The following is a 15,774-nucleotide window of genomic DNA, read 5'->3' as shown; positions in this document are numbered from 1 at the left end:
CGCGGCGCCGCGCCGCCCGCTGCCGCGGGCGGGACGGTCCGCGCGCTCTCCGGGGGCGTTCCCGTCTCCGCGGCGGTCTCGTCGCCGGTGGCGCCGGCGCCACGGCCGCCGCGCGCGAGCGGCATGACCAGCACCACGACGGCCGCGACGACGAGCAGGGTGGTACCCGTGTAGCCGGCGACCCGGACCGCGACCGGCCGTCCCCGCCGCGCCGGCCTCGTGCGCCTCATCTCCGCCGCCTCCCCGGTCGTGGCAGGTGCGCGTCGAGGCTACCAATCCCGGGGATCTCAGTCCTCGCGGCGCAGGGCCTCGTCGACGCGGGCGAACATCTCCGCGACGGCGGGATCGGCGATGTCGCAGGCCCGACAGTAGGTGACCGGGATCGCCGCGACCCCGATCGTGTCCGGATCCAGCGGCACCGCCGCCGTGATGACGTCGAGCCCGCCGCAGACCGGGCACGAGCGGGGACCGCTCGCGTCCGTGCTCGCGATGAGCCTGGCCACTTCCTCGATGTAGCGATCGTCCATGGCGGCGCGACCCTTCGGATGGACTGAGCTACTCAGAGTGTCCACCACGGCGGGGCGGCCCGCCCGCGAAACCGCGGAACGGGTCGCCCCCGGGCCGGAACGGGCCATCAGATCTGGACGCGCGCCTCTATCGCCTTGACGATCTCGTCGGCGGCCTCGTCGAGCGGCACGCCGTTCTTCTGCTCGCCGTTGCGGTAGCGGAACGACACCGCCTCCTTGGCGAGGTCGTCGTCGCCCGCGAGGAGCATGTACGGGATCTTCTGCTTCTGCGCGTTGCGGATCTTCTTCTGCATCCGGTCGGACGAGGCGTCCACCTCGACGCGGACGCCCCGCTCGCGCAGCCGCTCGGCGACCCGCTCCAGATGCGCCACGTGGGCGTCGCCGATCGGGATGCCGACCACCTGGACCGGGGCCAGCCAGGGCGGCATCGCGCCGGCGTAGTGCTCCAGCAGCACCCCGAAGAACCGCTCGATCGAGCCGAACAGCGCCCGGTGGATCATGACCGGCTGCTTGCGGGTGCCGTCGGCGGCCTGGTACTCCAGCTCGAACCGCTTGGGCTGGTTGAAGTCCACCTGGATGGTGGACAGCTGCCAGGTCCGGCCGATGGCGTCCTTGGCCTGGACGGAGATCTTCGGGCCGTAGAAGGCCGCGCCGCCCGGGTCGGCCACGAGGTCCAGCCCGGAGGCGCCGGCGGCCTCCTGGAGGGCGGCGGTGGCCTCCGCCCAGTCCTCGTCCGAGCCGATGAACTTCTCCGACTCGTCCTTGGTGGACAGCTCCAGGTAGAACTCGTCCAGGCCGTAGTCGCGCAGCAGGTCGAGGACGAAGGTGAGCAGGCTCTTGAGCTCATCGATCATCTGCTCGCGGGTGCAGTAGATGTGCGCGTCGTCCTGGGTCATGCCGCGCACGCGGGTGAGCCCGTGCACCACGCCCGACTTCTCGAACCGGTAGACCGACCCGAACTCGAACATCCGCAGCGGCAGCTCACGGTAGGACCGCCCGCGCGCCCGGAAGATCAGGTTGTGCATCGGGCAGTTCATCGGCTTGAGGTAGTAGTCGCCCCCGTCCACCTCCATGGGCGGGAACATGTCGTCCTTGTACCAGCCGAGGTGGCCGGAGATGTCGAACAGGTTGCCCTTGGTGATGTGCGGGGTGTTGACGAACTCGTAGCCCGCCTCCTCGTGCCGGCGGCGCGAGTAGTCCTCCATGACCTTGCGGACGACGCCGCCCTTGGGGTGGAACACCGCGAGGCCGCTGCCGATCTCGTTGGGGAACGAGAACAGGTCGAGCTCGGCGCCGAGCCTGCGGTGGTCGCGCTTCTCGGCCTCCTCCAGGAGCCTCAGGTACTCGTCCTGCTTGTCGCGGGACTCCCACGCGGTGCCGTAGATCCGCTGGAGCTGTGGGTTCTTCTCGCTGCCGCGCCAGTAGGCGCCGCCGGTGCGCATCAGCTTGAACGCCGGGATCACCCGGGTGGTGGGCAGGTGCGGGCCGCGGCACAGGTCCTTCCAGCGAAGCTCGCCGGACTTGGCGTCGAGGTTGTCGTAGATGGTCAGCTCGCCGCCGCCCACCTCGACGTCGGCGCCGTCCGCCGCGTCCCCGACCGCGCCGCCGGCGCCCTTGAGGCCGATCAGCTCGAGCTTGTACGGCTCGGCGGCGAGCTCGGCGCGGGCCCGCTCGTCGGAGACCGGGCGCCGGGAGAAGCGCTGGCCCTGCTTGACGATCTCGCGCATCCGCTTCTCGATGCGCTTGAGGTCGTCGGGGGTGAACGGCTCGGCGACGTCGAAGTCGTAGTAGAAGCCGTTCTCCACCGGCGGGCCGATGCCCAGCCGGGCGTCGGGGAACAGCTCCTGGACGGCCTGGGCCATGACGTGCGCGGCCGAATGGCGCATGATCGCCCGGCCGTCCGGCGAGCCGATCTCCACCGGCTCGACGGAGTCGCCGTCGCCGAGCCCGCCGGCCAGGTCGCGGAGCTCCCCGTTGACCCGGGCGGCGATCACCGAGCGGCCGTCGGCCTCCAGCGCCTGCCCGGCGGTCGTGCCGGCGGGCACCACCCGCTCGCTCCCGTCGAGGGTGATGCGCAGCTCAGACACGGTGGACACGGGGACTCCTCGTGATGGTGGGTGGGGCTCAACGGGTTCAGATGCTATCGACTCGGGATCCGCACCGGACGCGTCCGGCTCCATCGCCCGCTCCTGTCGTTCCTCGGGCGGCGGTCCCCGGAACGGCCCCGGAAAGCACGAGGGCCCCGGGATCGCTCCCGGGGCCCGCCGCGTGCAATGTCAGGGCATGCGGCCGTCGCGCCGGGGGTGACCCGGCGTCGTCGTCTCGAACACGGCTCGCATGGCCCCACTGTAGCCCATGGGGCCGGTCAGACCCGGGCGCCGGCGGAGATCTGGTCCATGTCCTCCAGCTCGCGTCCCTTCGTCTCCGGGACGGCCCGCGCCACGAAGATGAAGGCCAGGACGGCGAAGGCCGTGTACAGGCCGTAGGCGAGCCCCAGGGAGAAACCGGAGATGCCGGGGAACGTCGTGGTGATCACCCAGTTGGCGAGCCACTGCGCCGCGGCGGCGACGGCGAGGGCCGACGCGCGGATGAAGTTGGTGAACATCTCGCCGAGCATGACCCACACGACCGGGCCCCACGTCGCGGCGAACGCGAACACGTAGACGTTGGCCGCGACGAGCGCGACCGGACCGGCGAGGCCGCCCAGATGCGGGTCGCCGTCGACGACGGGGGCGGTGGCGAAGCAGACGGTGAGGGTGGCCAGGGTGACGGCCATGCCGGCGGCCCCGGCGAGCAGCAGCGGGCGCCGCCCGATCCGGTCGACCAGCGCGATCGCCACCAGCGTGGCCAGCACGTTCACCACCGAGTTGATCACCGAGGTGAGCATCGCGTCGTCCTCGCTCATCCCGGCGGCCTGCCACAGCGAGGACGAGTAGTAGAAGATGACGTTGATCCCGACGAACTGCTGGAAGACCGACAGCAGGATGCCGGCCCACACGATCGGCAGCAGGCCGAACCGGGGACCGCGCAGGTCGCGCAGGCGGACCGGCCGGTCGGCGGCGATCGAGCGGGCGATCTCGCCGATCTTGGCGTCCACGTCGCCGCCGCCCGTCACCCGGGCGAGGACCCGCCGGGCGCGGGCCGTGTCATGGCTCTTGACCAGGTACCGGGGCGACTCGGGGATCATCGTGGCGACCACGCCGTACAGGACGGCGGGCACGACGGCGCTGGCGAACATCCACCGCCACGCGCCGCCGCCCCAGGGGAACGTCCCGGTGGCCCCGCCGTCGGACACGTGGGCGACGACGTAGTCGGCGACCAGCGCGGCGAAGATGCCGAGGACGATGGCCATCTGCTGGAGCGAGCCGAGCCGGCCGCGCAGCGCGGCGGGCGCGATCTCGGCGATGTAGGCGGGCGCGATGACGGAGGCGGCGCCGATCGCGAGCCCGCCGGCCAGCCGCCAGCAGGTCAGGTCGACCGCGCTGAACGCCAGCGCCGAGCCGAGCGAGCTGACGACGAACAGGACCGCGGCGATCAGCATCACCCGGACCCGCCCGATCCGGTCGCCGAGCGGCCCGGCGATCCAGGCGCCGGCGGCGCAGCCGAGCAGCGCCGCCGACACCACGAAGCCGACGGCGAGGGAGCTCAGCCGGAACTGCTCCCGCAGCGCGTCGACGGTCCCGTTGATGACCGAGGAGTCGTAGCCGAACAGGAACCCGCCGAGCGCGGCGGCGCCCGCCAGGAGGACGGCGGTGGCGGTGGAGTGGGAGGGACCGGGTTCGTCCTGCCCCGTGGTGGGCCGCGATGCTTCGCCGGACGTGGTCATGGCGCTGACCTTCCCCGGGAAGGGGACCTTATGCGGCCGGTCAGTCGCGGACGGCGAGTCCCAGCACGTGCGGGGAGGCGGGGTTCGGCATGCGCGTCGGCGGGAACTCGAAGCGCCGCTCCCGGCGGACGGTGAACCCGCTGCGGGCGATCCACTCGTCGGTCGGGCGCGACACCCGGCAGCCGCCCGCGATGAACGGCCAGCCGAGGTCGGCGTAGCGCTGGAACCGCGCCTTGCGCGCCGTGCGGCCGCGGACGTGCTCGTAGTAGCGCAGCTCGCCGCCCGGCCGCAGCACGCGGCGCAGCTCGGCCAGCGCGCGGACGGGGTCGCGCACCGAGCACAGCACGAGCGAGGCCACGGCGACGTCCACCGACGCGTCGTCCAGCTCGAGGTCCTCGGCGACGCCGGGCAGGACCGTGACCGGGACGGGCGCGGCGCCGGCCGCGCGGGCCGCCAGCGCGCGCAGCCGCGGCTCGGGCTCGACCGCGACCACCTCGGTCACCTGCGCCGGGTAGTGGGGAAAGTTCGCCCCGTATCCGGCGCCGAGTTCCAGGACCCGGCCGGCCGCGCCGTCCAGCAGCTCGGCGCGGTGGGCGTCGCCGCCCGCCTTCGCGTCCAGTCGCGGGTAGAGCCGGGCGAAGATCGGATGCCTCAGGTCGGTCACCCCCGCAGTCTCCGTCGGCCCGCCGATCATCGCAAGATCGCGGCGGTGGGCGTGGCGGCGCCCGGCCGCTCGTCATGCGGGTGGCGGGCGAGCGGCCGGGCGCCCGTTCGGGCGCGCCGTCAGGCGGTGGCGCGCAGGTGGGGCAGGACGCCGCGGCGGCGCAGCTCGGGCAGCACCCCCTCGGCGAACCAGTACGCCTCTTCCAGGTGCGGGTATCCGGACAGGACGAACTCCTCGATTCCGAGGGCCGCGTACTCCTCGATCAGGCCGGCGACCTCGGCGTGGCTGCCGACCAGCGCGGTGCCCGCGCCGCCGCGGACGAGCCCGACGCCCGCCCACAGCCCGGGGTGGATCTCCAGGTCCCGGACCGATCCCGGCGCGGCGCCGGCGGAGCGGAACTCCTCGTGCAGGGCCCGCATCCGCTGCTGGCCGACCGACTCGCTCGCGGCGAGCGCCTGCTGGGCCTGGCCGATGTGGGCCGGGTCGATGCCGTCCAGCAGCCGCCGCGCCTCCGCCCAGGCGGCCTCGGAGGTGTCGCGGCTGATGGTGTGCAGCCGGATGCCGTAGCGCAGGGTCCGGCCGAGGTCCGCGGCGAGGCCGCGGATCCGGTCGAGCTTCCCGGCGACCTGCGCCGGAGGTTCGCCCCAGGTGAGGTAGGTGTCCACGTGGCGGGCGGCGACCGGTCCGGCGGCGGCCGACGAGCCGCCGAAGTAGATCTCCGGGGGCGGCTCGGGCGGCCGCGCGACCGTGGCGCCCTCCACGTGGTAGTGCTCGCCCTCGAAGTCGAAGGGCTCCCCGGACCAGCTGCCCCGGAGGATGGTGAGGAACTCGTCGGTCCGCGCGTACCGCTCGCCGTGCGAGAGGTGGTCGCCGAAGCGCCGCTGCTCGGCCGACTCTCCGCCGGTGACGATGTTGAGCAGCAGCCGCCCGCCGGAGACGCGCTGGTAGGTGGCGGCCATCTGCGCGGCCAGGGTCGGCGAGACGAACCCGGGCCGGAACGCGACCAGGAACTTCAGCCGGGACGTCTCGCGCAGCAGCGCGGCCGTGACCAGCCACGCGTCCTCGCACCAGGTGCCGGTCGGGGTGAGGACGGCCTCGAAGCCGAGCTGCTCGGCCGACCGGGCGATCTGGGCGAGGTAGTCGATGTCCGGCGGCCGGAACCGCTCGGCGGTGCCCTGCCGGGCCCCGGGCCGCCCGACGCCGTCGGGGACGCTGTGACCACCGCCGATGAGGCCGCGGCTGTCGCCGTTGGTGGGCAGGAACCAGTGGAACCTCAGGGTCATGGGGGGTCCTTCAGGTCGCGGAGGACTCCGGTGCCGTCCGCCGGGCCGGGCCCGGTCGCGCGGGGGCCGGGCGGCGGGGCCGGCACGCGGCGTTCCTCCTCACCAGTCTTCGGCGGACTCCGACTTGACCTGGACGAGCCCGCCCGCGGGGTCGAGGTCGTAGCGCCGCATGCTCTGCAGCGGCGGCGAGTACACGTGCACGCTCACCGCGGGCGCGTCCGAGGTGTTGCGCACGTCGTGGACGTAGTCGGGGCCGAACGAGTGGACGTCCCCCACGCCGACCTGGCGCACGGCGCGGACGCGGTGCTCGTCCAGCGTGCCGAGGGCGACGGCGAACGCGCCGGCCGAGTCGCCGTGGTCGTGGAACCCCGTCGACTGGCCGGGCAGCCAGCTGATCACCCAGATCTCGTGGTCGGCGTCCTGGTGGATCCGCTCGTACCAGCGTCCCTGCGGGTCGAGGCGGACGCGGTGCAGCCACTCGTGCGAGTCGCGGGCGAACTGGCGCGCCCGCTCGGCCAGCCGCGGCGGCGCGAACGGCGCGCCGCCGGCGGGCGGCGCCGCGGGCGTGCGGGAATCGATGGTGACGGTCATGCGGGTGCTCCTCACTGTGTCGTCGATGCGGTCTCCGGCGTCCTCGCGGGGGTCAGCGGGACGCGGGGCGACACAGTGCGCTGGCCTGGCGGCGCAGATCGACGTGCAGGCGCTCGTGGAGCGGGCTCGGGAACGTCACGCCTCCGAGCCTGGCCCATATTCCCTATAAAGTCAATCGGAAATAGTGACTAGATCGCGGGGGCCACCGGACGGCCTGCTCAGGCTGATACCAGGGACCCGGTTCGGATCTCCCTCCCCGGGGTCAGGCCGTTCCGGCGGCGGGCGCTCTAGGCTCGCTGTCAAATGAACCATCCGAACAGCTCCGAGCACGGCGGCCGGGCCAAGCTGCTCCGGGGCGTCCGGGCCGCGCTCGTGCCGGGCCAGGACGACCCGACCGTCACTCTGCTGCCAGGCCGGCGAATACTGCGCATCCCCATCCTGGTGTTCCTGCTGGGGCTGACGATCGGCTTCACCGGCGGTTCCATCGCCATCCCCATCCAGCTCTACAACGTCGATCCCGAGCTCGCCTGGCCCCTGGGCGTCCTGCAGTCGACGCCGCTGGTGTTCGCCGCCCGGTGGCCGCTGGCCGCCTGGCGGATCTCCGCGATCGGCCTGCTGGCGACCGTGCTGGTCCGGCACGGCGAGGGCTTCATGCCCTGGCCGGTCACCGCGATCCTGGCGCTCATCGTGGTCCTGTTCTTCACCGGGATCGGCTGCGACCGGGAGACCGCCGTCGGGGTCGGCGCGGTCACGGTCGCCGGGACGCTGGTGCCCGCGGTGCTGCTCGGCATGCCCGGCTGGTTCGGCATGATCCTCGCCGCGATCGTCGTGGTGGCGCTGACCTTCGGCGACGCCGTCGGCGGCCGGCACTCGGCGGTGGAGGAGCTGCGCCGCCGCGAGGAGCAGCACCGCGAGGACCTCGCCCGGCAGGCGGTGCTGGAGGAGCGCGCCCGCATCGCCCGCGAGTTGCACGACGTCGTGGCGCACCACATGTCGGTGATCGCGATGCAGGCCGAGGCCGCGCCCTACAAGATCCCCGATCTACCGGACGCCGCCAGGCAGACGTTCGGCGTCGTCCGCGACGCCGCCCGGGAGGCGCTCACCGAGACCCGCCGCGTCGTGGGCCTGCTGCGCTCGGCCGACGAGGACGCCGAGCGCGCCCCGCAGCCCGGCCTCGACCGGCTCGACGACCTCGCCGCCACGGCCCGCCGCTACGGGCTGTCGGTCGCGACGGTGATCGTCGGGATGCCCCGGCCGCTGGACGCCGGGGTGGACCTGTCGGCGTTCCGCATCATCCAGGAGTCGCTCAGCAACGCCGCCCGCTACGCGCCCGGCTCGCGCGTGCACGTGGAGATCCGCTACGAGACCGACACGCTGACGGTGTCGGTCACCGACGACGGCGCCCGGACGACGCCCGAGGAGTCGCACGGCGGCGGGCACGGTCTCGTGGGGATGCGCGAGCGCGTGACGATGCTCGGCGGCGAGCTGACGACGGGCCCGGCCGGCGCCGGCTGGTCGGTGGTGGCCCGGCTCCCCTACGGGGACTGATCACCGAAGTCCGGTCCGGGGGCCGTAGGGTGCTGTCGTGACGATTCGGGTGCTGATCGCCGACGACCAGGTGATGATCCGCGACGGGCTCGCGGCGCTGCTGTCCTCCGACCCCGAGATCGAGGTGGTCGGGCAGGCGGGCAACGGGCGCGAGGCGGTGGAGCTCGGCCGGGAGCTCGACCCCGACGTGATCGTGATGGACATCCGGATGCCGGAGATGGACGGGCTGGCCGCCACCGCCGAGCTGATCGGCGACCCCGCCGGGGACACCGCCGACCTCCGGCCGAAGGTGCTCGTGCTCACCACCTTCGACCTGGACGAGTACGTGTACGAGGCGCTCGGCGCGGGGGCCAGCGGGTTCCTGCTCAAGGACGCCTCCGCCGCCGACCTCGTCAACGGCGTGCGGGTCGTGGCCGCGGGCGACGCCCTGCTCGCCCCGTCCATCACCCGGCGGCTGATCGGCGACTTCGCGCGCCGGCGCCGCCACCAGCGGCCCAGCCCGAACGCCACGGCCGGCCTCACCCCGCGCGAGATGGACGTGCTGCGGCTCATCGCGCGGGGGCTGTCCAACGCCGAGATCGCCGCCGAGCTGGTGCTGGCCGAGCAGACGATCAAGACGCACGTCGGGCACGTCCTCACCAAGCTCGCCCTGCGCGACCGCACCCAGGCCGTCGTCTACGCCTACGAGAACGGCCTCGTCGGCTAGCCGCGCTCCGGCCCCCCGCTACCTGGAGGGGTCGAGGACGAGCTTGCCGGTGGTCCGGCGGGCGCGGAGGTCCTCGTGGGCGCGCCGGGCCTCGGCCAGCCCGTACTCGCCGCCGCCGACCACCCGCAGCCGGTCCGCGGCGACGAGGCCGAACAGCTCGTCCAGGGCGGTGCCCATCACGTCGCCGGGGAGCCGGAAGACGTGCGGCAGCCACATGCCCGCGATCGTCGCGGAGTGCGTGAGAAGCGCGGCGGGGCGCACCGGCGCCGGCTCCTGACGGGAGGCGATGCCGTAGAAGGCCAGCCGGCCGAACGGCGCGAGCGCGCGCAGGCTCTGGTCGGTGACCGCCCCGCCCGTCATCTCCAGCACGACGTCGACGCGCCGCCCCTCGTTGGCCTCGACGAGCGCGGCGGTGAGATCGGGCTCGGCCGGGTCGACCGCGGCGTCCGCGCCGAGCTCCAGCGCCAGGGCGCGCTTGTCCGGCGACGAGGCCGTCGCGATCACGCGCCCCGCGCCCCAGGCGCGGGCGAGCTGGACCGCGAGCGAGCCGACCCCGCCCGCGGCGGCGTGCACGACGACCGACTCGCCGGGGGCCAGGTGGACGCTGCGGCGCAGCAGCAGCCAGGCCGAGGCGCCCTGAATGATCATCCCGAGGGCGGTAACGTCGTCGATGCCGGCCGGCACGTCCCAGGCCAGCGGCTCGGGCGCGACGGCCCGCTCGGCGTAGCCGCCGCTGCCGACGAGGGCGACGACCCGGCGGCCGCCGGCGGTCGTGCCGACGACCTCGCCGCCGGGCACGAGCGGCAGGGTGGCCTCGGTGAGGTAACTGTTCTCGGCCTGGTGGGTGTCGGCGTAGTTGATCCCTGCCCGGGAGACCTCGACGAGCAGGTGGCCGGGCCCGGCGACCGGGTCGGGCAGTTCCGCCACGGCCAGGACCTCGGGCCCGCCGAACTCGGTGATCTGGATCGCGCGCATGACCCTCCCTCTCGGACGCTCGGCCTTCTTCTTCTCCGGACCTCCGTGACCAGCCCCGCGGTGGCCGGTCAGCGTGGGCCGGGGACGCCGCGGAACCGGAACGGCTCGGACGGGCGGCCCGGCACGACGTACCAGGCCCGGCCGGCGCCGCCGGCGGACAGGATCGCCATGAACGCCTCCACCACGTCCGCCACGTCGAGGACGGGGAAGCCGATCTCCTCGAGGTGTCCGCGCAGCGGGGCGAGGATGGCGGTGTCGGCGAAGGAGGGGCACAGCGCGTTGACGCGGACGCCCTCGTCGGCGAGCGTCGGGCCGAGCGAGCGGACGAGCCCGACCACGGCGGCCTTGTTGGCCCCGTAGACCGGATCGAAGGGCGCCGGGGTGAGGGCCGCCATGCTGGCCGTCGCGACGATGTCCCCGCCGCCCCGGGCCCGCAGGGCGGGCAGCGCGGCGTGCACCCCGAAACAGACGCCGTCGAGGTTGACGCCCATGGCGCGGCGGTAGGCGGCGAGGTCGAAGCCGTCGCCGAGCCCCCCGCCCCCGGCGACGCCCGCGTTGAGGAACGCCACGTCCAGGCCGCCGTAGCGGTCCACGGCCGCGGCCACGGCGGCCTCGTTGTCGGCGGGCTCGCGCACGTCGCAGTGGACGAAGAGGCCGTCCAGGTCGGCGGCCAGCGCGCGGCCGGCCTCGGCGTCCACGTCAGCGAGCACCAGCCGCGCGTCCGCCTCGGCGAGCCGGCGGGCCGCCGCGGCCCCGATCCCGTGCGAAGCGCCGGTGATCAGCACGACCTTGCCCGCGCCCTCGAAGGCTGCCATCCGACTCCCCTCAAGTAACTGACCCGTCAGTTACTCTAGCGGAATGGACTTCGGTTTGAGCGCGCGGGCACAGGAGTACCTCGGCCGCCTCCAGGACTTCATGGACTCCGGCGTCTACCCGGCCGAGCCGGTCCACGCCGCGCAGCGGCGCGAGCTGCGCGCCGCCGGCCGCGAGCACCACGTCCCGCCGGTCGTCGAGGAGCTGAAGGCGGCGGCGCGCGGGCGCGGCCTGTGGAACCTCTTCCTGCCCGGGAGCGAGGACCCCGCCCACGGCCTGTCGGTCACCGACTACGCCCCCCTCGCCGAGGTCATGGGCCGCTCCCCCGACCTCGCCCCCGAGGCCCTCAACTGCGCGGCGCCCGACACCGGGAACATGGAGCTGCTGCATCTGTTCGGCACGCCCGAGCAGAAGGAACGGTGGCTGGTCCCGCTGCTGAACGGCGAGATCCGCAGCGCGTTCGCGATGACGGAGCCGGACGTGGCGAGCTCCGACGCCACCAACATCGCCACCCGCGTCGAGCGCGACGGCGACCACTACGTCGTCAACGGGCGCAAGTGGTGGGTCAGCGGCGCCGCCGACCCGCGCTGCGCCTTCATGATCGTGATGGGCCGGACCGACCCGGGCGGCGAGCCCCACCGGCGCCAGTCGATGGTGCTGGTGCCCCTGGACGCCCCCGGCGTGGAGATCGTCCGGTCACTGCCCGTCTTCGGTTACCAGGACCAGCACGGCCACTGCGAGATCACCCTCACCGACGTGCGGGTCCCGGCGGCGAATCTGGTCGGCCAGGAGGGCGCCGGATTCGCCATCGCGCAGGCGCGCCTCGGCCCCGGCCGCGTCCACCACTGCATGCGCGCGATCGGGATGGCCGAGCGGGCGCTGGAGCTGATGTGCGATCGCGCCCTGACGCGGGAGGCGTTCGGCGGGCCGCTGGCGCGGCAGGGCGTCGTCCGGGCGCAGATCGCCGAGTCGCGGATGGCGATCGAGCAGGCGCGGCTGCTCGTCCTCAAGACGGCGTGGCTGATCGACGAGCGCGGCGCGCGGGCGGCCCGGTCCGAGGTCGCGGCCATCAAGGTGATCGCGCCGCGCGTCGCGCTGGAGGTCGTCGACCGGGCGATCCAGGTGCACGGCGGCGCCGGGGTGAGCGACGACACCCCGCTCGCGGCGATGTGGGCGGCCCTGCGCACGCTGCGCCTCGCCGACGGGCCGGACGAGGTGCACGTGCGCTCCGTCGCCCGCGCCGAGCTGAGCGGCCGTCCCGGCACATGACGGGCGACCACGCGCCGGACGGGGCGGGGGACGCCGCGGCGGGCGCCCGGCGGCGGATGCCGCACGCCCGGCGCCGTGAGCAGCTGCTCCGGGTGGCGCTCGCCGAGTTCGGGCGGCGCGGCTACCACCAGGCGCAGATGGAGCACGTGGCGACGGCGGCGCGCGTGTCCAAGGCGCTGCTCTACCAGCACTTCACGTCCAAGGAGGACCTGTTCGCGAGGGTCACCGAGGCGATCGTCGCCGAGCTCACCGCGCGGCTGAACGAGGCGGTGCTCGCCGAGGAGGACTCGGTGGAGGGCGTCCGGGCGATGGTCCGGGTGCTGTTCGACTACGCGACCGCCGAGCCGGACGCCTGGGCGCTGGTGATCCGGCATCTCGACAGGCCCGAGGCGGGCCTCGGGCTGCGGGAGCTGCGCGACCGCCTGGGCACGGCGTTCGCCGACCTGCTGCTGCGCCACCGCCGCGCCGACCCGCGGCTCTCCCCCGCCGCCCTGGCGGTGAACGAGCGGAGGGCGCGGCTGCTCGTCCCGCTGATGCACGGATCGATGCTGTCGATGGTGTCCTGGTGGCTGGAGCACCCCGGCACGGACCGGGAGCACGCCGAGCAGCTGGCCGTGGAGTTCATCTGGCTCGGCCTGGACAGGCTCCGCTCCGGCGAGCGCCTGCCCCGGAGCGACTGACCTCGCTCGGAGAACGACCTATCCGAAGACGTCGTCGCGGGCGAGGTCGAGGGCGGTGAGCACCGCTCCGCGCAGCACCGCGTCGCCCTCGACGACGCTCGGGCACACCTCGGTGGGGACCGGGGACAGCCCGGTGAGCCGCTCGGTGACCATCGTCGCGAGGCGGTCCCCGCCCGCGCGCCCCAGCGTGCCGCCGAGCACGACGAGACCGGGGTCCAGGACGGCGACGAGCGCGAAGACCGCCTCCACGATCACCTCGGCCAGCCGCTCCGCGCCGGCGCCCGCCGCGACGTCGGCCTCCACCAGCGCGCAGAAGTCGGCGCCGTTCATCCTGAGCAGCCCCACCTCGCCCGCTCCGCCCGACGCGCCGCGGCGCAGCCGGCCGTCCAGCACGACCGCCGCGCCGACGCCGTCGTCCAGCCAGAGCAGCGCGAAGTCCTCGCGGCCCGACGCCGCTCCGTCCCGGTGCTCGGCGATGGCGGCGAGGTTCACCTCGTTCTCCAGCACGACGCGCGTGCCGAGCCGGCCGGCCAGCGCCTCGCGCAGGTCCGGCCGCCCGCCCGGGACGCCGCCGCACGACGCCAGCCCCGTCCGCGGATGGATCAGGCCGGGGGTACCGAGCACCACGGTGTGCAGGACGATCGCGCCCGCGGCCTCGGCGACCGCCGCCGAGACCAGCGCGGCCAGGTCCGGGTCCGCGCCCAGCGGCCGGGTGAGGGTGCCGGCCGCCGTTCCGGCGATGTCGGCGACCGTCACATGGACGGCGTCGCGGCGCAGGTCGACGCCCGCGACGTGGGCGCGGCCGGAGACCAGCCCGTAGAGCCGCGCGTTCGGGCCCCGCCGCTGCGCGCCCGACTCCCCGGCCACCTCGATCAGGCCGTCGGTGCGCAGCCGCTCGATCAGGTCGGACACGGTCGGCCGGGACAGGCCGGTGAGCGTGCGCAGCTGCGGGGCCGTCAGCGGGCCGCGTTCGAGCAGCAGGTCGAGCGCGAGGCGGTCGTTGATGGCGCGGGCCATGGTCGGTGTGGCGGTCTTCACAGGGCCATATTAGTCAGGGAGCCTGCCGGATACCCTTTCCATCAGGAAGCCTACCTGTTAGTTTTTCGGGCCATGAGCAACCGAAGCGCCATCGGCGTGGTCTTCGCCGTGCACGGCGCCGTGGCCGGGACCCTGGCCACCCGCATCCCCTGGATCCAGGACCATCTCGACATCGGCCCCTCCGTCCTCGGTCTCGCCCTGCTGTGCCCCTCGATCGGCGCGTTCGCCGGGATGCCGATGGCCGGCCGGCTGGCCCACCGGTTCGGCGGGCGCGCCACCACCCGCGTCCTGCTGGCGGCGTGGTGCGCGATCCTGGCGGTGCCCGCCCTGGCGCCCGCGCCCGGCTGGCTGTTCGCCACGATGCTGCTGTACGGCGCCACGTCCGGCATGTGCGACGTCGTGATCAACGCGCACGCGATCACGCTGGAGCGCCGGCTGCGACGTCCGATCATCTCCGGGCTGCACGGCCTGTGGTGCGTCGGCGGCCTCGCCGCGGGCGGCGTCGGGGTCCTCGCCGCGCACGCCGGGATCGACGCCCGGCTCCATCTGGGAGCGGTCTCGCTGGCGCTGCTGGTGACCGGCATCGTCGCGGGCCGGGGGCTGCTGCACGACCGGACCGCGCCCGGGACGCCCGCGCCGCGCCGCTTCGCGCTGCCCACCCGCGCCATCCTGGCCATCGGCGCGGTCGGGTTCTGCGGCACGTTCGCCGAGGGCGCGAGCGCCGACTGGGCGGCGGTGTACCTCACCAAGGTCACGGGGGCGGGCCCGGGCACGGCCGCCGCCGGATTCGTCGTCTTCATGTCGTGCATGGCGGGCACGCGCCTGGTGGGCGACCGGCTGGTGCGCAGGCTGGGGGCGGCGGCGGTCGTCCGCTGCGGCGGCCTCGTCGCCGCGGCCGGAGGCGTGCTCGTCGTCACGGCCCGCACCCCCGTCCCCGGGATCGCGGGCTTCGCGCTGATCGGCGCCGGGGCGGCGACGATCGTGCCGCTCGCCTTCGCGGCGGCCGGGAACATCGCGCCGACGGCGGGCGAGGGCGTGGCGGGCGTCGCGACGATCACCTACCTGTCCGGGCTGACGGCGCCCGCGGTGACCGGCTGGGCCGCCGGAGCGCTGTCCTACCCGGCGGCCTTCGTCCTGATCGCCTGCATGGCCGCGGTGATGGCGCCCGCCGCCGGAGCGCTGCGCCCGCGCGCGTCCGCGACGGTCACCGAGAGCGCCGCCGATCCCGCCGCGGAACCCGCCGTGGAAGCGGGGCCGGCGGTGCCCGCGTCGGCCGATCGGAGCGCCGGCTGACGGGACATGATCATTTGCGGGGACGATTTCCGTCCCGGCGGCATCAGGCGTCCCTTAACCGCTATTCGGACACTTCCGAAACGCGAATTCTCCGGTGAATCTTCCGGCGGTAAAGACTCCGTGGATTCCTGACCGTAACGATTTTGGCACGGCAGGTTCCCCTGGACGCCGCCTGGGCGCAACGATTGCCGTGTGGCTACTGGCGGGAGTGGCACGATCTCCAATGCCGGGCGCATCGTCGCGCGGCTCAGGACATGGCCCGGGGTGACGGTGGTCCGGGCCGACTGCGGGGTCGGCCTGGCGTTGTGCACGGGCACATCGCAGATCATGCATCTGCACTGTGAGGACGAGGCGGAGCTGTGCCTCACCCGGCCGGTGGTCGAGCGCCTCGGCGCGGCCCTGGCCGACTCTGGACGGGTCCGGGTGCGGCCCGGGGGCGACTGGGTCGCCGTCCGGCTGGACACCGACTCCGACATGGCGATGGTGGTGTCGCTGGCGAGCGTCGCCATCAAGGCGGCGGCCGATCCGCGCCCGGCGGGCGGGCGGCGCGTCGCGCCGTGC

General features: G+C 74.3%; 17 protein-coding genes. 6 read left to right on the top strand and 11 right to left on the bottom strand.

Translation table 11 applies throughout. From position 1 onward, the window contains the following. The 8 genes from E1291_RS29565 to E1291_RS45230 all read right to left on the bottom strand — a co-directional run. Positions 1-230: hypothetical protein (locus E1291_RS29565; protein WP_207401008.1), on the bottom strand; the 230-nt coding region annotated here is incomplete at its 3' end. A gap of 57 nt (positions 231-287) precedes the next feature. Further along, complete coding sequence (locus E1291_RS29560; RefSeq protein ID WP_131741359.1) at positions 288-527, bottom strand: hypothetical protein; 240 nt, start codon at positions 525-527, stop codon at positions 288-290. A gap of 107 nt (positions 528-634) precedes the next feature. After that, positions 635-2,623 (bottom strand): threonine--tRNA ligase, encoded by a 1,989-nt coding sequence (gene thrS, locus E1291_RS29555; protein ID WP_131741358.1) that lies wholly within the window; start codon positions 2,621-2,623, stop codon positions 635-637. A 269-nt stretch (positions 2,624-2,892) separates the two neighbouring features. Then, complete coding sequence (locus tag E1291_RS29550; RefSeq protein WP_131741357.1) at positions 2,893-4,353, bottom strand: sugar porter family MFS transporter; 1,461 nt, start codon at positions 4,351-4,353, stop codon at positions 2,893-2,895. Positions 4,354-4,393: 40 nt separating this feature from the next. Next, positions 4,394-5,017, bottom strand: coding sequence for a class I SAM-dependent methyltransferase (locus E1291_RS29545; protein ID WP_242614449.1), 624 nt, complete (start codon positions 5,015-5,017; stop codon positions 4,394-4,396). Positions 5,018-5,136: 119 nt separating this feature from the next. Then, a complete protein-coding gene (locus tag E1291_RS29540; protein WP_131741355.1) occupies positions 5,137-6,300 on the bottom strand; it encodes an LLM class flavin-dependent oxidoreductase in 1,164 nt (387 codons plus the stop codon). 99 nt (positions 6,301-6,399) lie between these two features. Beyond that, positions 6,400-6,891 (bottom strand): cysteine dioxygenase, encoded by a 492-nt coding sequence (locus E1291_RS29535; protein ID WP_131741354.1) that lies wholly within the window; start codon positions 6,889-6,891, stop codon positions 6,400-6,402. Between the two features lie 52 nt (positions 6,892-6,943). Continuing rightward, positions 6,944-7,030 carry a putative leader peptide gene (locus E1291_RS45230; RefSeq protein WP_131741361.1) on the bottom strand — a complete coding sequence of 29 codons (87 nt, stop codon included), beginning with the start codon at positions 7,028-7,030 and terminating at the stop codon, positions 6,944-6,946. 164 nt (positions 7,031-7,194) lie between these two features. Here E1291_RS45230 and E1291_RS29525 point away from each other — a divergent pair, with 164 nt between their 5' ends. Continuing rightward, positions 7,195-8,439, top strand: a complete 1,245-nt coding sequence (locus tag E1291_RS29525; protein WP_131741353.1) for a sensor histidine kinase — start codon at positions 7,195-7,197, stop codon at positions 8,437-8,439. A gap of 37 nt (positions 8,440-8,476) precedes the next feature. Next, entirely contained in the window at positions 8,477-9,145 is a 669-nt protein-coding gene (locus tag E1291_RS29520) for a response regulator (RefSeq protein ID WP_131741352.1), read from the top strand. Between the two features lie 18 nt (positions 9,146-9,163). On the opposite strand, the gene E1291_RS29515 is transcribed toward E1291_RS29520, so the two are convergent. Then, positions 9,164-10,120 (bottom strand): quinone oxidoreductase family protein, encoded by a 957-nt coding sequence (locus E1291_RS29515; protein WP_131741351.1) that lies wholly within the window; start codon positions 10,118-10,120, stop codon positions 9,164-9,166. Between the two features lie 68 nt (positions 10,121-10,188). After that, on the bottom strand, positions 10,189-10,935 hold the full coding sequence (locus tag E1291_RS29510; RefSeq protein WP_131741350.1) for an SDR family oxidoreductase: 747 nt from the start codon (positions 10,933-10,935) through the stop codon (positions 10,189-10,191). Between the two features lie 43 nt (positions 10,936-10,978). Here E1291_RS29510 and E1291_RS29505 point away from each other — a divergent pair, with 43 nt between their 5' ends. Together E1291_RS29505 and E1291_RS29500 are read left to right on the top strand one after the other, a co-directional pair. Further along, positions 10,979-12,202 carry an acyl-CoA dehydrogenase family protein gene (locus tag E1291_RS29505; protein ID WP_131741349.1) on the top strand — a complete coding sequence of 408 codons (1,224 nt, stop codon included), beginning with the start codon at positions 10,979-10,981 and terminating at the stop codon, positions 12,200-12,202. Then, entirely contained in the window at positions 12,199-12,882 is a 684-nt protein-coding gene (locus tag E1291_RS29500; protein ID WP_131741348.1) for a TetR/AcrR family transcriptional regulator, read from the top strand. The genes E1291_RS29505 and E1291_RS29500 overlap by 4 nt, the downstream gene beginning before the upstream one ends. A gap of 18 nt (positions 12,883-12,900) precedes the next feature. Here E1291_RS29500 and E1291_RS29495 read toward each other — a convergent pair whose 3' ends face one another. Continuing rightward, the gene (locus E1291_RS29495; RefSeq protein WP_242614448.1) at positions 12,901-13,920 is read right to left on the bottom strand and encodes an ROK family transcriptional regulator; all 1,020 of its coding nucleotides are present in this window, start codon (positions 13,918-13,920) and stop codon (positions 12,901-12,903) included. A gap of 72 nt (positions 13,921-13,992) precedes the next feature. Between E1291_RS29495 and E1291_RS29490 the strand changes: the two genes are divergently transcribed. After that, positions 13,993-15,213: an MFS transporter gene (locus E1291_RS29490; RefSeq protein WP_131741347.1), complete on the top strand. Its 1,221-nt coding sequence runs from the start codon at positions 13,993-13,995 to the stop codon at positions 15,211-15,213. A 192-nt stretch (positions 15,214-15,405) separates the two neighbouring features. Next, a partial coding sequence (locus E1291_RS29485) for a luciferase domain-containing protein (RefSeq protein WP_131741346.1) occupies positions 15,406-15,774 on the top strand: 369 nt, incomplete at its 3' end.

It is taken from the genome of Actinomadura roseirufa (assembly GCF_900659635.1).
Taxonomy (GTDB): Bacteria; Actinomycetota; Actinomycetes; order Streptosporangiales; family Streptosporangiaceae; genus Spirillospora; species Spirillospora roseirufa.
Note: the sequence above shows the minus strand (reverse complement) of the source record. Positions and strands in the feature narration are given on the sequence as shown.